Source organism: Limnobacter humi, assembly GCF_024518835.1.
GTDB lineage: Bacteria > Pseudomonadota > Gammaproteobacteria > Burkholderiales > Burkholderiaceae_B > Limnobacter > Limnobacter humi.
In genome coordinates, this window is sequence record NZ_JANIGO010000001.1 from 218,126 (window position 1) to 240,752 (window position 22,627).

16 protein-coding genes are annotated in these 22,627 nt (G+C 58.2%); 3 read left to right on the forward strand and 13 right to left on the reverse strand.

Translation table 11 applies throughout. From position 1 onward, the window contains the following. The first annotated feature begins 117 nt into the window (after window positions 1–117). Both NQT62_RS01050 and NQT62_RS01055 read left to right on the forward strand, forming a co-directional pair. Window positions 118–2,316: a peptidase M19 gene (locus NQT62_RS01050; RefSeq protein WP_256762681.1), complete on the forward strand. Its 2,199-nt coding sequence runs from the start codon at window positions 118–120 to the stop codon at window positions 2,314–2,316. After that, window positions 2,313–3,728, forward strand: coding sequence for a hypothetical protein (locus NQT62_RS01055; protein ID WP_256762682.1), 1,416 nt, complete (start codon window positions 2,313–2,315; stop codon window positions 3,726–3,728). Before NQT62_RS01050 ends, NQT62_RS01055 begins: the two co-directional genes overlap by 4 nt. Window positions 3,729–3,742: 14 nt before the next feature. Here the strand turns inward: NQT62_RS01055 and NQT62_RS01060 are convergent, their stop codons facing one another. From NQT62_RS01060 to NQT62_RS01110, 11 genes are all read right to left on the reverse strand, one after another. Continuing rightward, window positions 3,743–5,452, reverse strand: a complete 1,710-nt coding sequence (locus tag NQT62_RS01060; protein WP_256762683.1) for a DUF4394 domain-containing protein — start codon at window positions 5,450–5,452, stop codon at window positions 3,743–3,745. Window positions 5,453–5,573: 121 nt separating this feature from the next. Further along, the gene (locus NQT62_RS01065) at window positions 5,574–8,699 is read right to left on the reverse strand and encodes an ATP-binding SpoIIE family protein phosphatase (RefSeq protein ID WP_256762684.1); all 3,126 of its coding nucleotides are present in this window, start codon (window positions 8,697–8,699) and stop codon (window positions 5,574–5,576) included. Continuing rightward, window positions 8,653–9,186: a D-Ala-D-Ala carboxypeptidase family metallohydrolase gene (locus NQT62_RS01070; protein ID WP_256762685.1), complete on the reverse strand. Its 534-nt coding sequence runs from the start codon at window positions 9,184–9,186 to the stop codon at window positions 8,653–8,655. The genes NQT62_RS01065 and NQT62_RS01070 overlap by 47 nt, the downstream gene beginning before the upstream one ends. Further along, window positions 9,174–10,082: a type II secretion system protein gene (locus tag NQT62_RS01075; protein WP_256762686.1), complete on the reverse strand. Its 909-nt coding sequence runs from the start codon at window positions 10,080–10,082 to the stop codon at window positions 9,174–9,176. Before NQT62_RS01075 ends, NQT62_RS01070 begins: the two co-directional genes overlap by 13 nt. 75 nt (window positions 10,083–10,157) lie before the next feature. Then, the gene (locus tag NQT62_RS01080; RefSeq protein WP_256762687.1) at window positions 10,158–10,757 is read right to left on the reverse strand and encodes a prepilin-type N-terminal cleavage/methylation domain-containing protein; all 600 of its coding nucleotides are present in this window, start codon (window positions 10,755–10,757) and stop codon (window positions 10,158–10,160) included. A gap of 94 nt (window positions 10,758–10,851) precedes the next feature. Continuing rightward, window positions 10,852–12,006 (reverse strand): hypothetical protein, encoded by a 1,155-nt coding sequence (locus NQT62_RS01085; RefSeq protein WP_256762688.1) that lies wholly within the window; start codon window positions 12,004–12,006, stop codon window positions 10,852–10,854. After that, window positions 12,003–13,715: an ATPase, T2SS/T4P/T4SS family gene (locus NQT62_RS01090; protein WP_256762689.1), complete on the reverse strand. Its 1,713-nt coding sequence runs from the start codon at window positions 13,713–13,715 to the stop codon at window positions 12,003–12,005. The genes NQT62_RS01085 and NQT62_RS01090 overlap by 4 nt, the downstream gene beginning before the upstream one ends. Further along, window positions 13,712–14,185, reverse strand: a complete 474-nt coding sequence (locus NQT62_RS01095; RefSeq protein WP_256762690.1) for a hypothetical protein — start codon at window positions 14,183–14,185, stop codon at window positions 13,712–13,714. The genes NQT62_RS01090 and NQT62_RS01095 overlap by 4 nt, the downstream gene beginning before the upstream one ends. Continuing rightward, window positions 14,175–15,482, reverse strand: a complete 1,308-nt coding sequence (locus NQT62_RS01100) for a type IV pilus inner membrane component PilO (RefSeq protein WP_256762691.1) — start codon at window positions 15,480–15,482, stop codon at window positions 14,175–14,177. The genes NQT62_RS01095 and NQT62_RS01100 overlap by 11 nt, the downstream gene beginning before the upstream one ends. Before the next feature lie 8 nt (window positions 15,483–15,490). Next, complete coding sequence (locus NQT62_RS01105; RefSeq protein WP_256762692.1) at window positions 15,491–17,359, reverse strand: type II secretion system protein GspD; 1,869 nt, start codon at window positions 17,357–17,359, stop codon at window positions 15,491–15,493. Continuing rightward, on the reverse strand, window positions 17,356–17,706 hold the full coding sequence (locus NQT62_RS01110; RefSeq protein ID WP_256762693.1) for a TcpQ domain-containing protein: 351 nt from the start codon (window positions 17,704–17,706) through the stop codon (window positions 17,356–17,358). The genes NQT62_RS01105 and NQT62_RS01110 overlap by 4 nt, the downstream gene beginning before the upstream one ends. A 246-nt stretch (window positions 17,707–17,952) precedes the next feature. Here NQT62_RS01110 and NQT62_RS01115 point away from each other — a divergent pair, with 246 nt between their 5' ends. Then, entirely contained in the window at window positions 17,953–18,288 is a 336-nt protein-coding gene (locus NQT62_RS01115; RefSeq protein WP_256762694.1) for an STAS domain-containing protein, read from the forward strand. A gap of 27 nt (window positions 18,289–18,315) precedes the next feature. Here NQT62_RS01115 and NQT62_RS01120 read toward each other — a convergent pair whose 3' ends face one another. Together NQT62_RS01120 and NQT62_RS01125 are read right to left on the reverse strand one after the other, a co-directional pair. Beyond that, window positions 18,316–19,953: a sulfatase-like hydrolase/transferase gene (locus NQT62_RS01120; protein WP_256762695.1), complete on the reverse strand. Its 1,638-nt coding sequence runs from the start codon at window positions 19,951–19,953 to the stop codon at window positions 18,316–18,318. After that, window positions 19,946–22,552 (reverse strand): glycosyltransferase, encoded by a 2,607-nt coding sequence (locus NQT62_RS01125; RefSeq protein ID WP_256762696.1) that lies wholly within the window; start codon window positions 22,550–22,552, stop codon window positions 19,946–19,948. Before NQT62_RS01125 ends, NQT62_RS01120 begins: the two co-directional genes overlap by 8 nt. Window positions 22,553–22,627: the final 75 nt, after the last annotated feature.

Genomic DNA, 22,627 nt, shown 5'->3' on the forward strand with positions numbered 1-22,627 from the left:
ACCCAGACACGTCAATGTCGAGTAGTTGACACAAATCGACCCGTCAATCATTACACCACATCCACTTTCACCCGCAACCGAGTAACAAAGGTACACGAACAATTCCCGGGCACACCCATGAAATCCATCTGGACACTCAGTCTGGCACTGCTGTTGAGCGCCTGCTTGTCAAACAACAATGATCAAACCGCATCGGGCGGCGCGCAGCCCACACCTGTCACGCCCAACGAGGTGCCCACGGTATCGAAGTTTTCGATCGCCAACCAGTGTTATGGCTTGCAGTCGGTGTTTAGCCGTCAATACGTCAAAACCGCGGGCAACCAATACACAGCCGCGCCAGCCACTGAGGCTGAGAGCTTTACCTTGCGCCCAACCTCGCTGGGGAATTACCTGCTGTATGGTCGGGACAAGCAGATGGTGACCGCGCAAGGCAGCACCACCGCCGCCAGCGCCGAGCCCACCGATGCAGCCATCTGGAAGGTGGAGTTTGACGACAAGAAAGGCGTGTTCCGGTTTTTTGATGCAACGGGTCAATTGCTGACCTTGGACAACACCCAAGGCCTGGTGCTCGCCAGCACAGACAGCGAGAAGAGCCAGTTCAAATTGATGGCGGCCAACAACTGCACGGCGTACCCGGAAATGCCGACCAGCATGGTGGGCAAGCCCTACCCCGGCAAAGGAATAGATCAACCCATCATCGGTTTTGCCGACACACACACCCACATGGGCATGTCCAGTGAAATGTCGCTCAAAGGGGATGTTGGCCCTTCGGCTGGTGGTGTGTTGTATGGTGAGGTGGTGCATCGCTTTGGCGTGCCCCATGCCCTGAAGGACTGTGCTGACTTCCACGGCCCCAATGGCATTCGCGATGCCAACAACATTCTGGAACAAAACCCCACCGGCACGCATGACACCAAAGGCTGGCCCACATTTGTGGATTGGCCACGCCGCAACTTCCTGACCCACCAGGTGATGTACCACGCCTGGGTGGAGCGGGCATGGCGCGCCGGCTTGCGCCTCATGGTGATCCACGGCACCAACATTGCAGCCCTGTGCCGGGTTGGCCAGCTGTATGCCAACAAGCCCGAGGCCGATTGCACCGACATGGGTGTGGCCACCAAGCAGGTGAAGTACCTCTACGACATCCAGGACTATGTGGATGCGCAGTTCGGTGGCCCCGGTCAGGGCTGGTTCAGGATTGTGAAAAGCCCGGCGGAAGCCCGCCAGGTGGCCAACCAGGGCAAACTGGCTGTGGTGCCCGGCATTGAAGTGGCCCAGGTGTTCAACTGCGGCGTCACCATCCTGCCGGACGGCACCGAGCAACGCAAGTGCAGTGAACAGTCGATTGACGCAGAAATTGAAAAGCTGTGGGCACTCGGTGTGCGCCACGTGTACCCCTTCCACGACATTGACAGTGCCTTGGGCGGCGCCGGTATTTTCAGCGGCGATGTGATCAACTTCCTGAACTTCCTGGACACCGGTGCTTTCTGGAAAACCACGGAGTGCCGCGCCTACCCGAAAGACGAGCCGTCTGTTCGCGAGCCAGGCACCAAAATGACCACTGCGGTGCCAGGCACCGGTTCAGACCCACTGACCAAGCTGTTGTTTGAAGCCGTGGGTGGCAAGGCACCGCTGTACCCGGACGGCATTCGTTGCAATGCCCGCACCGTAACCGACCTGGGCATGTACGCGCTGAAGGCCATCATGAAAAAAGGCTTTGTGATCGACATCGACCATGCCGAGTACCACAGCAAAGACATCATGCTGGACCTGGCCGAACAGCAGACGCCCGCTTACCCCATGGCCTCGTCCCACGACGCGCATGGTGGTTTGACCAGCGACCAAGCCATCCGCATGCTGAAGGACGGCGGCGTGATTTACCCCTACAAAGGCAACGGCATCAAGCACAAGGAATTTTTGCAGAAGCTGAAGTTCTGGCGCCAAAAGGCCGGTGTAACCAACACCCCGATTGCGCTGGGTTACGGTGCAGATGCCAACGGCTTTGGTGGCCACCCGGGCCCCCGCGGCGGCAACAGCAAACCGGTGCAATACCCCTTCACCCTGTTCCGGGGTGCCGACTGGGGCCCGCGTTACCAGTCGCTGCCCTCCATGCAGGTCAACCTGCTGACCATTCCGGACAGTGGCAAGTTCTGGCACATCGATGAGGTGGGCATGGCGCATTACGGGCTGGTGGCCGACTTTGTGGAAGAGGTTCGACTGGAAAGTGGCGCAGAGGGCCTGGATGCCCTGTACAACTCGGCCGAAGCCTATGTGCGGATGTGGGAGAACGTGTACTACCGCAGCAACCCGCGATGAAGGCAGCAGCAGCCCTGCTGTTGCTTGTACCGGGCGTGGCGTTCGGCCACGCCTTTGGTGAACCCGTCCAACTGCCCATGCCCTATGGGCTATACATCTGGGGCTCCGTGCTGGCCCTGGTGCTGTCGTTTGTGTTGCTGGCAGCCGGTGGCGGGAAATCCCGTCTGCTGAATGCGCAGCTTGCATTGCCTTGGCCGGTGATGCAAGCAACCTCGCTTGAACGGATGCATCGCTGTGCAGCGCTGGTCTGGTTGGCGATTTTGGTGGTGTGTGTGCTCACTGGTTTGTTGGGCACCCGCGACAGCATGCGCAACATCAACATGACCACCTTCTGGATTTTGTATGTGCTGGGTGGGGCCTACATGGCCATGCTGGTGGGCAATTGGTATACCCGCCAATTTCCCTGGCAGGTGCTGATGCTGCCCCACTGGAAAGGCCCATGCCACTACCCGCGCTGGCTGGGCCACTGGCCCGCCACCGTGCTGTTTGTGGCCATGGTCAGCATTGAACTGTTTCTGCACAACAACCCCCGACAGCTTGCCTGGATGTTGCTTGGGTATGGGTTGATCACCTGCACAGGCATGGCCTTGTTTGGCACCCGCCGCTGGCTGCAGCGGGGCGACCCGCTGGCAGCCCTGTTCCGGGTGTTTGCAGCCTGTGCCCCGCTGCGGCGTTTGCCCAGCCAGCAAGGCCAAATTCGCTGGGACTTGGTGATGCCTTTTTCGCAATTGAAGCGCCTGCGCCTGTGGCACCCTGCGCAGGCTGTGTTCGTGTTTTTCCTGCTGTCGTCCACCGCATTCGACGGGCTGCGAGAGACCAAGGTGTACTTCAATGTGTTTTGGCAAGATCCGTTCGGCCTGCTCACCCTGGCATTTGGCGAGCACCCGATGAAAATCTACCCGGTGGTTCGCCCGTGGTTTTTTGCGTGGGAATTCGGATTGCTGCTGGCCTCACCGTTTTTTTACTTGGGGCTGTTCTGGCTTTTTCTTCGATTGGGGCAAAGCATCACTGGCAAGGCTCACGCCATGAGCCTGATGATGCGCCGCCACCTGCCCAGCCTGATACCGATTGCCGTGGTTTACCACGTGACGCATTACTACACCTTGCTGCTGAGCCAGGGCCTGAAAATTCGGGGGCTGGTGTCCGACCCCTTGGGCTGGGGATGGAACCTGTTTGGCACCGCCATCACCGGGCGCCTGCCCTGGCTGCCCGACATGGCCAATATTTGGACCAGCCAGGTGGTGCTGATTCTGGTAGGGCATGTGGCTGCCGTGTGGCTGAGCCACCAGGAAGCCTTGCGCATGGAAGGGTCGGCTGGCCGAGCGGCCTTGAACCAACTGCCCATGTTGGTGCTGATGGTGGTGTTTACTGCGGTGGGCTTGTGGGTACTGGCCCAACCCTTGCAGGGTTGAGCCAGCGCGGGGCTTTAGAACCGAACCGTCAAGGCCTGAACATCGGTGGCCTGTGTGGCACCTGTACCAATCTCGTTGGTGCCAGACGCCGCAGTGGCTGCAGCAACGGCTCCCGTCGCAAGGTCCACGTTGAACAAGCTGAACACCCCGGTGGTCCCGGTTCGGCCCGCCACCAAACGCATGCCGTTGTCGCCACCCGCAATGTTAAATCCACCATACCGGTTGAAAGTTTGCGTGGTGGAGCCAATGAGCGCCAACGTTCCGCCGTTTGCATTGGTTTGCTGCAGCAGTTGGTTGTTCACCGCATCCAGGTCAAACAGCCGGGTGGCAGCAGGCGCTGGCCCGGTGAAGCTGTTGGTGTAGGCCACCTGTGTGATGGCAAAACCCGCCGTGCCGCCACTCAACGCAGTGTCGGTCGTGGTCGCACCAGTGGACTCCAACCCCGCACCCGGAACCCGGAGGTTGCTGGACGTGGTGTCCGTTGCACCTGGTGTACTCACAATGCGCAATGCATCTGCGGCTGGATTGAAGTCGATGGTGTACTGCTTGCCATCGGCCAAGCCATTCACAATCGCGGTTGCAGCGCTCAGGGTTGAACCCAGGGTGGCTGCGCCACTGCTTGCATCGATCACATAAATTTTGCCGGCGCTGCTCAATGCATACAACTTGCCATTGCTGGGCCGGTAATCCATCGATAGCAAACGCTCGCCCGATGCAACACCCGTGATGTTCACGGTGGTGGCGGTGTTGGGCGTGCGCACACCAAACTTGACCAGCCGCTGGGCACCCGCGGTGCTGCCGTCCAGCACCACCACTTCAGGCGCTGTTGGCAATGCCAAGCTCATACCCACCACGCCGCTGACCGGCACCACACCCACGGCTGTTGCAGCTGGCCCAGCCACCGGCAAGGTGGCTGTGGAGTCGGGCAACGCAATTCGATAGAAGGTGAGGTTACCAGCCACCTGCATCAAGGCATAGCCCTGGTTGTTGCTGCCATCCACATCAAACTCGCCGATGGACTGGATGGTGGTGGCGGCAGCAAACAACGGGGCAGCCACCACCGATGTTCCATTGTTGGGCACGGTCTGCTGAATCAAGTTGCCATTGCGCACATCAATATTGAACATTCGTGTTGAGGTGGTGCCATCAAACGAATTGGTGTAGGCCGTGGCTGAGTCAGCAAATGGTGTTACCGAAGCATCGGTGCGGTTGATGTCACCATCTTCAAAGGTAGACCCCACCCCATTGCCACCGCCAGCGTTGAGTACGATACGCAGGTTTTGGCCGGTGTTCGTGATCACACGCAAGGCATCTGCCAAGGGGTTGAAGTCCACACCAAACACCGTGGCGGCGGGGTCCAGTGTGGTGTAGGTTGATCCTGTTGCGGCGGTCAGTGTGGCCACCACAGTGGCCACTCCGGTGTTGGTGTCGATGGTGTACAGGCGCCCACCGTTGCCTGGCAAGGTGCGCGCCACCGCGTACAGCTTGCGGTCACGGGGTCGGAAGTCCATGCCGATGAAGCTGTCGCCACTCAGCAATCCGGTCACGGTCACGCGGGTGCGGATGTCATTCGGGGTGGTTCGGTTGAAGGTCAGCAAATCATTGCTGGTCGTGAGAACGACCACATCCCCCTGTGATCGGGGGCTGTTTCCACTGCCAAGACAACCCGCCAGCAATACGCTGGCAGCGGCCATGGCCACCCATGTTTTTTTGAATGTTTTCATACTGTTGCCTCTGTTGCTTCGTTGAGGGATGCGCAAACCGCTGCCTGTCCCACCCTCCTGCAACAACACAAATTAACATTCAGATGCCACCAAATGTTAACTTATGTTAAACAACGAGTATTCAAAACCACATCAATGTGTGGTTGTGTTCATCAATACGCACAGTCTCAAAGCGGCTGGTTAAGCTATGGACCAAGGCCAAGCCCATACCGCCCAGCGGGATGGCCGCATCGTCGTTCACATCGAATTCAAAGTCATGCACCTCGGCCTGCGCCAGGGTGCTGTCCGGAATTGGCACACCTCGGTCAGTGAGCTTCAGCAGCAAACCACCACGGCCCTTCATCACCTGCACCTGCAGGGTGTCATCCAGGCCCAGCCCGGAATGGCGGCACACATTGCTGGTCATCTCAAACAGACACAGCTGAATGTTCGCAACCTGTTCCTCATCCACGCCCAGGATGCGCAACACATCCGCCAAGCGATCGGACAACTCCGGAATCAGGTCTGCATTCACCGGCATGGCCAATTGCCAAGCCTTGTCATAGGACTGCATGTCATCCGACAAAGCCGTCTGCAATAGGCCCTCAATGTCCCGCAGCACAGGCGCCGAGCAGGCTTCAAACACCAAGGGCACATGCTCGCCCCATTGGAACATCAGCAGCGAAATATCCACCGCTTCGCGTTCAGCCTGCAGCGGCAAACGCCGGGCGGGTTTGAGCAAGGCAGACTGCAGGTGTGGGCGTAAATCATCAAAACCCACAGACACGCTGGATTCAAACAGTTTTTCTTTGTTCTCGACAAAATCGTCGCCCATGGCGGGGTGTTCATTCAAAGTGCCCGAAAACAGGAAGAGACGATCACCTGCACCCAGGGAGAAAAACACGTCCTGGAATGTCGCATCGGGACTGACACCCAACGGTGGGCCGTATGCACCCAACTGCTCAATGCCTCCCCGGGCGCGGGTCACGATGGCCATGGGGTATCCCGCATGGCTAATTCTGGCCTCGCCCGTGTTGGGGTCCAACACGCCGTAACACAAGGCAAACTGAGAGTCTTGCGAACGCTCGGCATACACCCAGGCATTCAACTCGGTAAGCACCGCCGCTGGAGAGAAGCTGGTGTTCATGTAACGCGACAGGGTGGAGCGGTCTTCGTTGACCGCATCGGTCAAGCGCCTGAAAAACGTCAAGCCACGCGCCACACCCACCAATCCACTGCCTTGTGCGGTCACGTGAAAGAACGCGATCAAGCCGTCCTTGAGCGGCATGACATTCATCATCTGGTTGCTGACCAAATGGGCGGGCTGAAACAAGCAGTCCAATTGAAGGCGGGGCGGATACTGGCGCTGCGCTGGCAAGTTGGCCAGTTGCATGGCGGCAATCCGCTCCATGTCCTCCTGCACCTCTTGGTGCAAGGTATCCGCCTGCTCTTGGTCCGAGGTAAAGCGCTTGTGAATGTCCGCCAGGCGCAAACCGGTGGCCAGTCGGGTGTAGATTTCCCGGGCGGAATGCACTGGGGTGGTGATGTTGTCAACACCGTCTTTCAAACAAGTCATCCAATCGGCCTGAATGGCAGGGTTGCTCACCAGCAGCACATACAGACTGGGGTTTTTGCCTGCGCGTCGGCCCGATTCGATCAGGTCTGCATGGGCAGGCGTCCAGCGTTGTACATCGAAGAGCAAGAACGTCACCGCTTGCGCCTGCAGCACCGCTGCACACTCGGCCGGATTGTCCGATACCACTAGCGTGTAGCCCCAGGTTTGCAGCCACTCGGGTAGCTCTGGCGATGCACCGGCATCGCGAAGCAACACCACCCGGCTGTTTTCCTTTCGCCGTGCAAACTGAAATTCCGGTTCTGTGGTTTGCCGGTCTTCCGGCACATCGAGTGGTGGGTCAGCGGGATCACTGTCGCCGACCGCGACATCGGGCGAGTCGTGGTCGGTGGCTACTGAAGGTGCGCTGTCCCTTTCGGCTTCCTTCCACTGCAAGGCCAGCAGGCTGCAGTCATCGTCCAACACCCGGTTGGCAGGCTTTCCGCTGGTCCAATAGGCCACGCCCTCGCGCACTTGCTGCACTTGCCTGGCAAGGTCTTGCATACTGTAACGGGTTAGCAAGGCCATCAGGCCACCCTGCTCCAGCGCATTGCCTGCCTCGTCCATCACCTGGGTTAAACCATCGGAATACAAAAACAGTCGCTCCCCGGCCTCCACCTTGAACTGGTGCAAGGCGTAGTCGGTGTCAGGCACAACGCCGATCGGCAAGTCGCTGTCGCCCTCCACCGAGAACTGGCCATCCAGGTGCTGAACCATGGGGCACGGTGAACCGGCCGATGAGAAAAACACTTCACCGGTGTGCACATGCATCACCCCGTAGGTGATGCAAAAGTACACATCGCCTTCCCGGGTCATTTGAAAGCGGGCATTGAGGTCTGCCAACACCTCATTGGGCATGCGCACCCGCTGAACAAACGACAGGTCCTGCTGGTCGAGCAAAATGCCATCGTGTGGATTGGCCGACAACAGGCGATACAGGTCCAGTGCACGCAGCGCAGCCGGCACTCCATGGCCCACCACGTCAAACACATAGAACCCAGCCCACTGTTCATTCAAGGGCAACACCTGGAACAGGTCGCCCGATACAAACACCTTGGGCAACCAGAAGTGGTCATAGAACAACCCTTGAATGTCTTGCCCTTTGTTCGGCAAGAGAGAGGTCTGGAATTGGGCCATGGCCCGCATGTCGGTGGACAACCGTTGCATGGCGGTGGGCATCGCGGCGCGCAGTGCAAAATACCGCTTTTGCAGATCAATGATTCGGGATGCCGTGCCGAGCCGAAGCGCCAGCTCACTGCGGTCCACGGGTTTGGAAATGAACTCGTCAGCACCCGCTTGCAAAGCCTGAATGCAAAGCCGCTCACTGGCCTGCTGGCCCAACACAATCACATACACAAAGAAATCAAACTTGGCCCCATGAATGGCGCTGCACAGATTGAATACATTGACAGCTTCCAATTCGCTGCTGCACAACACCAGGTCAATCTGCTCGCGCTCAATCCATCCCACCACATTGTCCAGCGAGCTGGCCTGTTGCGCGAAATAGCCACCCGCTGACAACACCTTGGTCAGCCAGGTGCGCTCCAGCACACTGTCGTTCACCACCAGGGCTTTGTGCTGCTTCACGGAACTGGAAATGGCGTTCATGTCACCACCGGGCCGATTGCGGGCGCACATCGAGGTGCAGGTGTTCATCGTACAGCCCGACACCACTTTGCGGCATGTGCAAGGCCAAGGTGTGCACTTTGCTTAAATCAACACCGCGAGGAATGAAGTCCACCGCCCGAAACCGCAATGAAGGGCCCGGCAAGTGGCGCGACTGGTGCGCAGCGCCCTCCGTGGCGGCATTGGTGTTGGGCATGCGCAAGCCCGACGTGATGTCGAACACACAGTAGCCATAATGCTCCGCCACCCAGCGCTGCAACAGGGCCAAGCGCAACAAGAGATGGGTGTCGGGTTGGCCCACGGTGTTGTCGGCTTGAACATCCCGCAGCATCCAGGCGGCTGCCTTGTAACCGTCGGACTGCAGCAGGTTCATGCGGTAGCGCTCGCCAGCCCGTTGAACATCCAGCCACAAGGGGTTTGTGGCTGCCCAACCCCACAATGGCAGCGCGGACATGATCCCGCCAAACAGCAATGTGCGGCGGGTCTGGCTCTGGATTGGCGCGCTCATTTGATGCATGTGAGCGTTGCAATTTGTATGGTCGACATGCCATTGACCGCGAGACACCGAACCGTTAACGTCCCGGTGGTTGAAGTTTGCGTGTTCAACACGGTGGCCGATGAACCGAGCACAACGGTTGGATACGTGAAAAAACACTGATTACCGTTACCGTTCCCGTTGGTACCGGTGGCCACCACGTTGTTGATGGTGCCACCTGGGCAAGGCCCACCCGTGGTGCTGCCGCTCCCTGTGGTGGTGCCCGCGGGGGTATACGAGGCAATGCGCATGCCCACAATGCCGGCCGGGTAAGGCTGGCCATTCACCGTGATGGTGGGGTGGGCAAAGTTGGTGGAGTTGGTGTAGTTAAATGATCCCACTGCACCCACCAGGTTGCCATTCGGTGCCACCCGGGCAAAGGCATCACCGCCCAGGCGCTGCAGCATGGAACCCACTTCAGTGCCGTCGTACTGCCCGCTGGCGGGGTTGTCCCCTTTGGCCAGAAAAGGGTCGCGCACATACACATACCCGTCAATCACGCAATTGCCCAATGAGCAACCCGATGGGCTCACCGTGAGTTTTAGCACAAACGGGCTTTGGTTCAGCGTGGCCAGTGTGCTGGCTTGGCTGGGCAGCAACTGCAGGTTGAGCAGCTCGGTCACGGTGGGTGCCAGCGCATTGCTCACCCCAGACACTGAGCTGCCCGACACAATCGCAGTGCCATTGATTTGAACATAGGTGCTCAAACCATCTCGAATCTGTTTGATTTGGTCCGCTTGGGCATAGGCGCCCTGCACGGTGTAGTCCTTCACGGTGCTTCGAATGGCCATGTAAGCCACCACCGCAGCCACAATCAGGCCCAGTGACATTTCGATCAGGGTGAAACCCCGTTGCTTTTGAAGCAGGCGCTTGAACAATTCCGGTACTCCGTTTAAACACACTTCCACCCTGCCGGCAGGGCAGGATGGGAAGCAATCAACACGCGGTGGGTATTAACCGCGGTCAAACACCAGGTACAGCGAACCGGTGGTGGTAATTGCGTTGCATGCGGTGGTCGCGTTTGCGGCACTGATGGTGCCGGTGGTGCTCACCACACTGGTGCCGGATGCGCCACCGATGGACACCGTCGATGTGTTCACCACATAAATGGCGTTGGTGGCTTGGGCCACGGCGTTGATCAGATCGTAACACTGGTCAGCAGGAACACCGCCCCAGGCCAATGTGGCGTAGGTGCCGGTGGGCGTTGTTTCAACCTTGCCATCAATGCCGCTACCGTACAGGATGGGCTTTACACCGTAAGTGTTACCGGCCGAGGCAATCGCCTTGGGGATGGTGGAAGAAATGATGGCGGGGTCGGTGGTGTCGTTCTTGCCGTTCAGTGCGGTGTACTGGTTGGTACGGCCAAACTTCTGCTTGGCTTCGGCCACAATTTCAGTGATGGCCGTGGTGTTTTCACGCACCTTGGTGCGGCGTGCGTTGTTCTGGAATGCAACAAAAGCCACAGCGGCCACAATGGCAGCAATGATCAGGCCGATGGACACTTCGATCAGCGTGATACCTGCCTGGTGTTTGCGAAAAGAATATGAATTCATGGGGTCTTCCTGTCTAAAAATTGTGTGTCGCTTCACGCTGAACACGGGTTAAAAAAACGTCACGGGTACTGCACTTCGGTACTGCTTTAAACACTTAACGGTACTGTTTCATCTTGTTCACGGGGTCCAAGGCGTCGGTCATGCTTTGCGCAATCGACAACTGGCCCACATACAGAAACAGCACGCAGGCGGCCGAGGCCACCATCAAGAGCGTATTCATGCCCTTGGAGGTTTTTTCAATTTCCTTGCGCACTTCAGCCACGCCTTGCGTGCCCAGCTCAATGAGCACGCGGTCAAACCGGGTGTCATTTCGAATGGTGGTGGCCAAGCGGGCCAGCAACTTGGGGCTGAGCAAGCCATTGGCAAAGGCTTCGACATACTCGGTGGGTGCCACATACAAGTGGCGGCTTACGCGCCGCAAATGCCATTGCATCCAGGGTTGCGCCATGGACCGCAAGTTGTCGATGGCACCGGTCAGGGTGCTGCCACTTTTGAGGAGCACCGCCAGCGACGTGAGCAACAAAGTGACTTGAAAATCCCGGTAAATCGACAAGGGCAAGGCGATGGGAAACACCGGAAACAGCAGCAAACCAATGCCCTGGGGAATGCGCTCAATGCGGCCCCGCCACTTGCCTTTCCAGCGCGGCATTTGATAGATGAAGAAGGTGATGAGCGCGATCATTACCCCCATGGTCTGAAAGCCATGGCTGGCCACCGATTCCGAAAAATTGCGAACGGCCGCGTTGTAGGGTGTCCACACCTCGGGCGGCGCAATTTGCGCAATGATGGGAATACTGCGGGTGGCCAGCACATAACTGAACACAAACACGCCAGGCAGCATGATGAATGGTGGGAACATGGCCTTGAAGATGAGGCTACGGGCCTGCTTTTGCTGTTGAATGGCGACCACCAGCGAACGCAGGGTTTCGGGTTTGTCTTTGGACTGGTCCACCGCCGACAGCATCAAGCGGTCCTCATTGGGCATCACCTCACTCAAAATCTGACTGATTTTGAAGTCCTGCCCCTGACTCAACTTCGCCAGCATCAGGCGCATGGCAAACTCGCGGGACGAATCTCGCGTGGCCTTGGACTTGGCAATTTTCTGCTCTTCCACAAGGAAGGTGCGAAGCCGCTCGCGCCGCTCCAGCGAGCGGGCCAGCTGCAAATAAAACTCATCCCGCTTGCCTCGGAAATCCATCAACTGGACATAAGTCCAGAGGGATTTGAACAAGGCCATGATGCCGTTCACGACAACACCTCAAACCGGTGGAAGCTGTCGAATCGCTCACACACCCGCAGGTCGACCGTGCCCATCAGGGCCTTGTACAGGGAATGTTCAAACACGGTTTTTCCCGTCATGTCCGGGCTGTCAAACTGACCATTGGACTTGGAACGGAAGTAACGCATGGCGTCGTAATCTTTGGACTCCCGTATCAGCTTGAGCCATTCCGTGTCCGGGCTGTACACCTCGCTCACCACGGTCAAGCCCGTGGTACCGCGTCCACGGCAACGGCCACAGCCCCGCGGGTTTTTAAAGAAAAAGCGATCACGGGTCAAACCAAACCGCTGCTCAGCCAGCGATAAAATGTCGTACACATGCTCGGAATCGGCGTACACCCGCGAGTACACCGAACCATTGATGCGGCAATTGGTGCACAGCTTGGGCACCAGCGCCTGGTACACCAGCAAGGTCAGCATGTTGGGGTTGGTGAGCACTTCCCGGCTCATGCCGATTTCATCGTTGGTCAGGCGCGGCACAATGCCGGAAATCAAATGCGCGTGCACCGTGGCGCAGGCCATGTGGCCGGTTTCCACAATTTGCTGGGCCGCCATGGCACTGGCGGAATCGCGAATTTCCCCCATCATCACGCAACCCGGGTCGGCGCGCATCAGGCCAGCAATCACTTCCGAGAACTTGGCCATGGAGGCCTGCCGGTCAATCAGGTCACGCTGAATCGGAATTTGGTGAACACCCTTCAAGGGATATTCCACCGGGTCTTCCAGCGAGTAAAACGCATCCGCTTCCAGGTGCGGGTGTGTTTCAATGAAGGTCTTCAACGAGGTGGTTTTGCCCGAGCCGGTCACACCTGAAAAAATGATCAGACCCGATGGGGTGTTGGAGGCGTTTTTCAGTTCCTGAATTTGCGAACGCGCATAGCCCAACTGCTCATAACTGAGGGTGGGGCTGTCCACATCCACATACAGCAGGCGGCACACCAGCTTGGTGCCCGACCAACCCCGGATGCTTTGGTACCGCAAGGCCACGCGTTGACCGGCAATTTCCCGGGGCTCGATCATGCAGTACAGGTTTTCGGTGGTCGAGAATTGCGACTCACTGTTAGAACCCTTGCCCGATGCATTGTTATAAGCCCAGGCCATGGCACGCTCAGCCTGAAGCGGTGTGTAAATGCCGTTCTGACCATCACGCAGCGGTTCCAGGTCGCCATCCACCCGCAGGTGTACCTGGGCCACATTGTTGGTTACCCGCACGTGAATGTCGGTGGCTTTTTCACGCACGGCGGCGTTCACCCAGGATTCAAAAATTTCTTTGGCCTGGCTCTGCGAAAAATTGCTGTCCTCCAGGCCTTCCAAATCCACTTCATTGGAACGGGCCAGCTCGGTCAGGTGTTCCAGCACACTGAGTGAACAGGGCTGGTCTTTGCCATCCAGTTGGAATTTGTTGGCAATCAGGCGTCCGCGAGCCTGGGCGATAAAGGGCGCCAACGGAACCGGGGAATCCGGATTGAACAACACCAAGGCCCGTTTAATCCCGGTCTCGATGATCACCAAATGCGACTCAACCGCTGCGGGCAACAACACCAAGTGAGACCCCGTACGCCCGCTGAGCACACTGGTGTAAAACGGCAACTCAGACAACGCATTGATGACCACCGGTCCATCTGCCCGCGGTACCATGCTGGGCGGCACTTTCACCGATGCTTTGACAGGCGTATTCATGGGCGAGCCCCCACCGAAATGGTTCGGCGACTTTTCGTGCTGCCAGTTTTTTCAATCACCACGCCCTGCTCGCTCAAGGACACAATGCGGTGGCCATTCCAAACATCGCCCTGGCGATAGGTTTGCACGCCGCCCTTGCCATCGGCCACCTCCAGCTTCAGCTCACCCAAAGGGCCATAAATGGCCATCACCGTGTTGCGTGCAGGCACCGGCTCTTCCTCCACCGCGGGGAAGAAGTTGCGCAGGGGCGGCATGGCGGGTTGGCCAGGTTCGGCCGGTGTAGGCACACCCTCGGCCAAGCTGCTGGCAGCCGGCGTGCCATTCAGCTTGTTCAAAAATTCAGCTTCTTCGATTTTGCGCTGGCGGTCAGCCAGTGCCCGAATGCTGATGCTGCCCGACGAACCGGCAGCCAGAATTTGCTCGCTGACCAGGAACAACAGCACGAGGAACGCGGTGCGATTAATACGCATAATAGGCCCCCTGCAAATCCAGCTCGATTTCAGGGGCGGCAGAACTGACCGCAGCAAACGTCATGGTCAATGAATCCCAATACATCGATTTTTCCTGGGCCCGAATAAAGGCTTCTGCCATGGATACACCGCCTTTGAACCGGAAGCGATAGCGGCTCACCGCGCCTTCCGGCGAAATGTTGGCGTAGCCTGTGGGCCAAATTTCTGGTTCAGCAAACATTTCAATTTTGAGTTTGGAATGCTCATACACCTGGCGCTGCTTGAGCACCCAGTTGTCCAGCTCGCTTTTCACCGCCAGCTCTCGCCAGGCCTTGGGGCCCGACAGCGGCAGGTTAAAATTTCGTGTCACCACCGCCTGCGAGGGCACCGCCTTGTTGATGAGCACGCCATACCCCTCTTTCACCGGAAACGCGGCTTCCAACTGATCGGTGTACCCGCCCACCGACATCCATTTCATGGTGCAGGCCGCATACTTGCACTCCATGCTTTGCAAAGCCCAACCGTTGATGAAAAACGGCAAGTCATACACAGACTGCAGCAAGGTTTGGTAATCCGCCGTGCTTAACCCAACGCGTCCCAGGCTTTGCTCAAGCGCTTGCCCGTACTCTTGGGTTTTGTCCTGCAAGGCAATCTGCTGGGCCAGTGCGCGCTTCTGCGACGCATCGCTGTAGTACTGGTAACCCACCCACGCGCCCAGCACCACCAACACCAAAGCAATCAGTTGCGACAGGTTTTTGTAATCCAGCGGAATGGTCTGTATTTTGTCGGCGCGCTGAACGTGTCGCTTGATGAATGCCGAATCATCCTCAATGTGAACATCGGCCACCCAAATCTTGGTGTCATTGCTCACCACGCGAAACAGCTGGCTTTCTTCCCGGCTGCGCTGGTAATACTCCATCATCGCCAGCACTTCGCTTTCCGTGGCAATCACATCCATGGTGGGCACACCATGTTCGATCACAACCAAGGCCACCTCACCCAAGCGGTCACCCGACCGTATGCGCCAGGCCACCAGGGAATCCGTGTCGCCAAAAGCACGGGCCAACACCGCCGCCAGCGCATAGGGCGCATCATTGCGCTCCTCTTTGCTCAGGGACTCGTCAAAATTGTCGAACCCGGCCACCACGGTTTTGCCGGCTTTCACCGACGCGTAGAGGCCGCAATCCAACAACAATGCATTTTGGCGAATTTCAGCCATCTGGCCCCACAGCCGCCGTGCAAACACCGGCTGCCAGGACAAACCCGCCACCAGCAGACGCTTGGCATACTGACCGACCGCGCTGGTCTCGTCTTTCATGGCGAAACCTACAAAATAACAGCGCGAATGAACACGATGAAATTCTCACGCCGCGCACTGGAAATGCGTGAGCCTCCAAACCCCAGGCTGATGCCCTCACCCAGCGTGCGCTCATCGCCACTGGAGATGTCTCTGGACAAACCGGTGATGGCCATGACTTCACCAGGCTTCAATGCAATGGTGTACTGGTCGGAAATGGCGCTGGTGTTGGGTGTTTGCACCCGCTGCAACGTATCGCCACTGCCGGTGGTCACCTCAAACAAACCCAGCAGATCGGACAGGCTCAAGCCCATCTTCACCATCACGGTGTTGTTTTCCAGAATGAACGGCATCACCGCGTATTGGTCGCCGGTCGTGATGGAACTCGTGGTCAAACCGGGCAAACCGGTGCCACCGCCCAGTGCTGACCCCACCGAGGGTTTGGTTTCCGACAAATATCCAGTGGTGTTCAAACGGGCCTTGCGTGCCCACTGGCGGTTCAGTGCAATCAACGAAATTGGACGGTGCTGCACGTTGTTGCCGATCTGGTTCAAGGCATTGATAACGACCGATGAATTGCCAAAACGCCGACTGGTGTCGCTGGTGCCGCCCGGCAAAATGGTGGCTGTAATCGCGCCCGCATTGAGCGAAGTCAAGGTGGTGGGGGCCGATGAATTCAGGCCGTAATTGCCAGACAGACTTTGATAAAAAGCGGCCCAATCCACACCCAGTTCATTGGCGTTGGTGGTGGTCACCGAGTAGATGTCCATCTGAATTTGAACCTGCTTGAGCATGTTCGCGTTTTCGGCACGAATAAACTCACGCACACTGGCCTGGGCGTCGCGGCTGGTACGCACCACCAAGCGTCCAGAACCTTCCGACACAATCACCTCGGAACCCGGCACGCCCTCCACCATTTTCTTCACCACCGCCACCAGGCTGGTCATGCCATTGATGGCACCTTGCTCGGCCACATTCAACTGGGACGAGGCACTCATGCCTTGACCGGTGGTTGATCCAGTGGTCCCGGAATTGATGGTGTAGTTGTAACCGTTGGGGAAACTGGCCACTTCGTACATCGCGGTGGTAAACCGCATGATGACGATGGCGCCATCCCGGTATTCCCAGGACAGGCCCAGCTGATCGGTGAGGTTGTTCAGAAAACCAATCAGGGTGCCGCGCCAATTCATGGATGCCGCCGACAACATCAGACTGCTGGCTGGCGGGTTGCTGCCGGTGGCCGATACGCCGCTTGCCGCGCCCGGGGCAGCCACTGCAGCTTGCTTGGCCCCCACGGCAGGCAGGGCCTGCACAGCCTGCAAGGCCTCAGCCAGGGCCGACGCAGAGCCAGGGTCGGATGACTTGGCTGCACCACCGCCAGCGGCAGCAGCGCCAGTTCCACCGCCGGCTGGGGCAGGGGATGCCGCTGTGCTTGTTTCGCTATTGGTGGTGCTGCCGTTGGTGGCATTGCTGGTGGCCGGGTTGTTGTACACATCCTGCTGAATACGCACCGGAATACCCACCATTTGCGCCAAGCGGGCCGACACCACCGACAAGGGCAAGGGATTTTTCCCGTCGGCGAAGTTCATGACATATTCGGCCGAGAAACCAGGGGGCAATTTGTCATCCGCGTTGGTGGGCAACATGGCAGCGCCCACCCAACTGCGGCTGGAAAACCGCAACACCGCTGGCTTGCTCTGACGTTGGGCCGCCGAATCTGCAAAGTCGGCACCGCCGCGCACCTGGGCATCACCGGGCAAACTGCGTACCACCGCGTCGCGCTTGTCCACGGCCTGGCTGCGTTTAATCTCGGTGATTTTTTGGGAGATGGGCGTTGCGCAGGCCTGCAACATCAACACAGCAGCGCCTACGTTGCTCAAGCGAAACAAGGACTTCATGGGCACTCCCGCGTCTGGTCGCCCAAGCGAGTAATGCGCAGCAGGGGTGGGTTATTGGCGTAGATACAGGCCTCCAGCGGGTATTCAGAATTGGCAATGCCCGGCGTGTCCAGCACTTGGGCAATGGCCTCGGTGAAGTTGCCTTCAAACACCGACGGCGCGCCAATTAAAAGATAACGGTCGGCATCCCAGCGAAAAGAATAACCAGCCTGCTTGGCCCAACGTGCCAAGGCACGGTCCAAACGCAGGTCATCGAGCCGAAGTTCCCACCGCGAGGCCACCGGCGGGGCATCACTGCCGCCCGCTGTAGCGCGTGCCGGCGCTGTGACAAAACATGCAAGCGCCATCAGGCCCGCGCAAACAACGCGTAAAAATAGATTTGCCACCCTGTCGAAACCCTGTTTAATGTTTGTAGTTAATCGTTGTTTACATCCGAACCGCTGGGCCTGCGGTATAAAGCTATAACGACTCAGAACAGAAAATCAACTAAAACAATTGTGAATTTTCTGTCAAATTGTTAGCCGCACATGAGTGTTGATACTGGCTGACAGCGGTTTTGGATGTTTTTTCGCCATGCAAGGAACGTGTTGTCCATGATGACCATTGAAGAACAGGATGAAGTGCAGGTGGTTCACCTGGAAGCCCGGGTGGTGGATGCCAAAACGGCCGGACATATCCGGGAAACCCTGCAGGAACTGATGCCCCATCACAAACGGTTTGTGCTGGACCTGGCGGCCACACAACTGGTGGACAGCGGGGGCTTGGCCGGCATTGTGATGTTGCTGAAAAACATGAACAGCCAGCAATGCAAGATGGTGTTGTGCAACCTTAGCAAGCCGGTGGTAACCCTGTTTCAGCTCACCAAGATGGACCGCCTGTTCAAAATTCAACCCGACCTGAAGGCGGCGATCGGCCAATGCGTTGAATAAAGTGCTGTGCGCCTTGAAAGCGCACAGTCAGGGTCCGACCGATCCCGGCCCAAAGGCCTGCAACAAGGTCGCGGTAAAATCATTCAGCCCGCCCAGCGGCTTTCTGTGGGCCGGTGTCAAGCCATCGGTGAAACCCAGTTGCTTGAAACGCGCCAACAAGGCGGGATCTTTCGCCACGATGAACACGGGTACATCCCAGGACGCATCCGGTCCCGTCACGCTGCCGGTGGGTTGATGGTCGCCCAACATCACCACCACCGTGTCGCGTTGCTCGGGCTGCTGAAAATACCCCGCCAGCCACTGATGGCAATAGTTGATGGTGCGCAAGTAATCGGGCCGCATATTGGCCCAATTCACCTGCTCGGCTTGTGCGCGGGCGGCCTGCGCGGGGTCAAAGGGCGTATCACTCAGCACCCGCTTCCAATCGGGCTGGTAAGGCGGCACCTGATAAAACGGAAAGTGCGTGGAAATGGTGGGAAACACCGTCAAGCGGGGCTTGTCACCCGGCTTTGCCGGGTATTGCTCTGCGTATTTGGCCAGGGCATATTGATCCGGAATTTTCCAGAAACCAAAGGCTGGCCCGGTGTAGTTCAAATCAGGGCCGCTGACATAACGGTCAAAACGGTAAAAGCTGCGCTCCACCCAATCCCAGAACACCGAATGGTACAGGCCCACCACCTCATAACCCTCCCGCTGAAACACCTGCAAGAGCGTGGGGCGCTGAGTGGTCATCAGCACGTCAAACTTGCGGGGTTGGTGCAGGTTGAGGTCGATGCCGGACAACACCGACATGTGCGCCAAGTCGCTGGCGCCACCCACCGTGGGTGATGTGTAAAACGCAGACACCGCCTGCCAGCCACTGCGCTCAATGGCGTTGGCGAGCTCACGCCGTGAGCCTGCCACAGCTGCATTGGCATCGGCCTGGTCATACAGCATGGCACCATAGGTTTCCAGCAACATCAGCATGACATCGCGATGCTTCAGTTCGGTCAACACGGTGCCAGGCGGCTTTGCCATGGCTGCATCCACCACAGTGCTGGCGGGCAGCAGGCTAGCGGCCCCCGTGGGGGAAAACGCATCCCACAGGCGCACAGCCTCTTTCCAATAGGTGGGCACCACCGGCTTGCACACCACCTGCCAGGTGGATTCCACGCCAGCATAATTGGCACAAGCCACAGCAGACAAAGGCAACAGCAATATCCACAGTCGCGCGGTTTTTCGGTAGGCCCACAGGCCGTCCGCCAGCGTTGAGAAACCCCAGTGAATGGCCCGGTACAACCCCACCATGAACAGGACCAGCGCGGCAGCAGCCAATACACTCATCCACCCGGGCAAGCCCTTGGCGCTCACCCAAACAAAGCGGGGCAACTGCGGCAAGTCCCAATACAGGTTGACGGGGCGACCCAACACATTGGGCACCACCATGTCGGCATAGTGGCCCAGCACCAGCACCAGATAAAAACCGGAGAGCACCGCCAGAAGACGGCTACCCAACCTGCCGCGCCAGCAGGTCCACACCGCCATCAACAACAGGAGGACTAGAAAGTCTGGCCCCAACTTCAAGGTGGGCTTCACCCACACCGTGGGCCACACCGCCTCAAAGCCAATCAGCGCATTGAGCAACAGCAGTGCGCACAACCAGGAAACAACGCCTTTTTTAAACAAGTGATTCCGCCTTTTCATCCACCAGGCCTTCCGCGCGGGCACTGAGCAGAGAAACCACCACGGCCGCCACGCAAGGCACGCTTTGCAGCAACAACACCCCACACCAGGCCAGGTTTTCCTGTGCCTGCAGTCCCAGCCGTGCAAGCAACAGGACCTGAAGAGACAACAACGCAAGCGCGCAAATGGATTCACCCCGCGCCGCTGCCAAGGCTTGCCGCCAACGGGCACGTTGCCCTGTCTTTGGCGTGCGGGCGAACGCAATGGCTCGGCCCAGCAACAAACCGCTCAAGGTGGCGTGCCCGATGGTGTAACTGAGGGACAAACCCGCCAGTGTGGCGGCCAAGGCCTGCCCGAGGGTGGTGCCCACCCGGGTGGTGTACAGCGTGAGCAACTTCACCAGCTTGAACACGAAAAACAGGAATGGCACCACGCTGATCAGCAAGGGCGGCGCATTAAAGGCCAAGGGATTGATCAGCATCAACACGGACCAGATCACCGCCAGACCGGTGAACAACAGGTTCAGGCCGTCGGCCATCCAAGGCAGCCAGCCAGCCAAAAAATGGTAGCGTTGCCCAGCCGTCAGGCCTGTTTTCTGGAAACCCAGCAAAGCCGCGGCGTGCGCACGCACAATTTGCATCGCCCCATAGGCCCACCGGTGACGCTGTTTTTTGTAATCCAGAAATGTGTCGGGCATCAACCCTTGGCCATAGCTGTGGTCAATGTAGGTGGCCTCATGCCCCGCCTCAAAAATGCGCAAACCCAGTTCAGCATCTTCCGTCACGGTGTGGGTACCCCAGCCCCCCACATCATCCAGCACGGAACGCCGCACCAGCGTCATGGTGCCGTGTTGAATGATGGCATTGCGCTCATTGCGGGTGACCATGCCCACATGGAAAAAACCTTTGTATTCCGCATAGCACAGGGCTTTGAATGCACTGTCGCTGGCGTCGCGATAATCCTGTGGTGCCTGCACAATGGCAATCGACGGGTTGGAAAAAGCAGGCATCAAATCCCGCAGCCAGTTGGACGCGACCTGGTAGTCGGCATCAATCACGGCCACCACCTCGGCACGGGCGTCGGTGTGATCCAGGGCCAGGTTCAAGGCGCCCGCCTTGTAGCCAGCCAGGGGGTTTACATGGAAAAAACGGAATCGATGGTCGCTGCTATCCAGGCTCATGCAATGCGCCTGAACGGGTTTCCAGGTGGCTTCGTTGCGGGTGTTGTTGTCAATCACCAGCACTTCAAACTGTGGATAATCCAGTCGGGCCAAAGCATTCAGGGTGGCCTTGAGCAATTCGGGTGGCTCTTCATAGGCCGGTACATGAATGGATACAAAGGGCAAGGCACTCGAAGCCGTCGCTGTTTCCCGCGGCAACGGTTTGCCCAGCAGCCGTTGCCGCCCTGCCACCCACAAGGCTTCAGCCCACTCATGGGCTTCGGCCAGCACCACGACCACAATGCCCAGCACACCCAGCAACATCAGTGCCGACACGGCCACACTGGTCCAGGTGTGGTACTGCTGGGAAAACTCATAGAGGATAAACACCACCAGGGTGGAGGCTGAAAACGCATTGAACATGAGAAATGAGCGCCCGGCAGTGGTCAAGGCTCGAGCATCGGTCAGCAAAAACAGGGTAATCAACAACGCCACGCCCACCGACACGCCTGCGAGCATTTTCCAGTGCGGCACTGCAATGATGGGGTTGCGCATTTCAAACTTGGGGTTGCGGTCCGCGTCCAGCACGCCCCAGTGTGCACCCACAGCCCCTTCTATTGTTCGCTTCCAGGGCTGGTCAAAAGCTTCCATCACATAAAACACCACCCCTTCAGCCTGTGCACGGTGAATGAAGCGGCGCAGAAAAATCGCTTGGTTGGCTTGCGAAGCAACCGCCTGTTGAATGGTGCGGCCCTGGCTGGGCCAACCCACTTCAGACACCACCACCCGCTTGTCTGGGAAACGTGCCTGTACCTGATGCAAGGTGTTCAATGCATAGTCCACCGCCTTGTCCATCTCCACACCTTCCCAAAACGGCAGCAAGTGAACCGCGATGTAATCCACATGCGCAGCCAGTTCGGGGTTTTGTAGCCACACATGCCAGGGCTCGGCTGTGCTCACCGGGATGTCGGTCAAGGCCCGCACCGTGTCTAGATACGCGGTGAGCTGATGCACGGACACATCGGTGCGCAGCAAGGCTTCGTTGCCGACCAGCATGCGGACAATGTTGTGCGGCGCTGACCTGGAGATGCTCACCAGGCGGTCAATTTCCCGTGCGTTGCTGACCGCATCGGGCCCAATCCACGCGCCCAAAGCCACGTTGATGCCGTAGGTGTTGGCCAGCTCGGGAATGTCGCCAAACACCCCCTCAACCGTGTAAGTGCGGATGGCCCGGGTTTTGCCCTGCAGGCGGGCCAAATCGCGGATGATGTCTTCCCGAGTGGGCAGGACATTGTTTTGTGGATTTTGGTCTTTTTGGTAAGGGGAGAAAGCAAAGCCGGGAATGACGTCAGGCCAGGCGGGCTCCTGCACGGGTTGGTTGACAGCACCGTAGCCACCAAACACCATCAGGACAAATGCACACAGGGCCAGAAAAGACGGCATGACAACACCTCACACTGCAACAGGCAAAGCTAGGTTAACGCAGTTTGACCGGCCGGGGTGGACTTCCGAACATCG

Excerpts from the sequence above, each read along its gene's own strand:
- NQT62_RS01050 (WP_256762681.1), top strand. The coding sequence starts at position 118 with ATGAAATCCATCTGGACACTCAGTCTGGCACTGCTGTTGAGCGCCTGC.
- NQT62_RS01055 (WP_256762682.1), top strand. The coding sequence starts at position 2,313 with ATGAAGGCAGCAGCAGCCCTGCTGTTGCTTGTACCGGGCGTGGCGTTC.
- NQT62_RS01060 (WP_256762683.1), bottom strand. The coding sequence starts at position 5,452 with ATGAAAACATTCAAAAAAACATGGGTGGCCATGGCCGCTGCCAGCGTA.
- NQT62_RS01065 (WP_256762684.1), bottom strand. The coding sequence starts at position 8,699 with ATGAACACCTGCACCTCGATGTGCGCCCGCAATCGGCCCGGTGGTGAC.
- NQT62_RS01070 (WP_256762685.1), bottom strand. The coding sequence starts at position 9,186 with ATGCATCAAATGAGCGCGCCAATCCAGAGCCAGACCCGCCGCACATTG.
- NQT62_RS01080 (WP_256762687.1), bottom strand. The coding sequence starts at position 10,757 with ATGAATTCATATTCTTTTCGCAAACACCAGGCAGGTATCACGCTGATC.
- NQT62_RS01090 (WP_256762689.1), bottom strand. The coding sequence starts at position 13,715 with ATGAATACGCCTGTCAAAGCATCGGTGAAAGTGCCGCCCAGCATGGTA.
- NQT62_RS01095 (WP_256762690.1), bottom strand. The coding sequence starts at position 14,185 with ATGCGTATTAATCGCACCGCGTTCCTCGTGCTGTTGTTCCTGGTCAGC.
- NQT62_RS01100 (WP_256762691.1), bottom strand. The coding sequence starts at position 15,482 with ATGAAAGACGAGACCAGCGCGGTCGGTCAGTATGCCAAGCGTCTGCTG.
- NQT62_RS01105 (WP_256762692.1), bottom strand. The coding sequence starts at position 17,359 with ATGAAGTCCTTGTTTCGCTTGAGCAACGTAGGCGCTGCTGTGTTGATG.
- NQT62_RS01110 (WP_256762693.1), bottom strand. The coding sequence starts at position 17,706 with ATGGCGCTTGCATGTTTTGTCACAGCGCCGGCACGCGCTACAGCGGGC.
- NQT62_RS01115 (WP_256762694.1), top strand. The coding sequence starts at position 17,953 with ATGATGACCATTGAAGAACAGGATGAAGTGCAGGTGGTTCACCTGGAA.
- NQT62_RS01125 (WP_256762696.1), bottom strand. The coding sequence starts at position 22,552 with ATGCCGTCTTTTCTGGCCCTGTGTGCATTTGTCCTGATGGTGTTTGGT.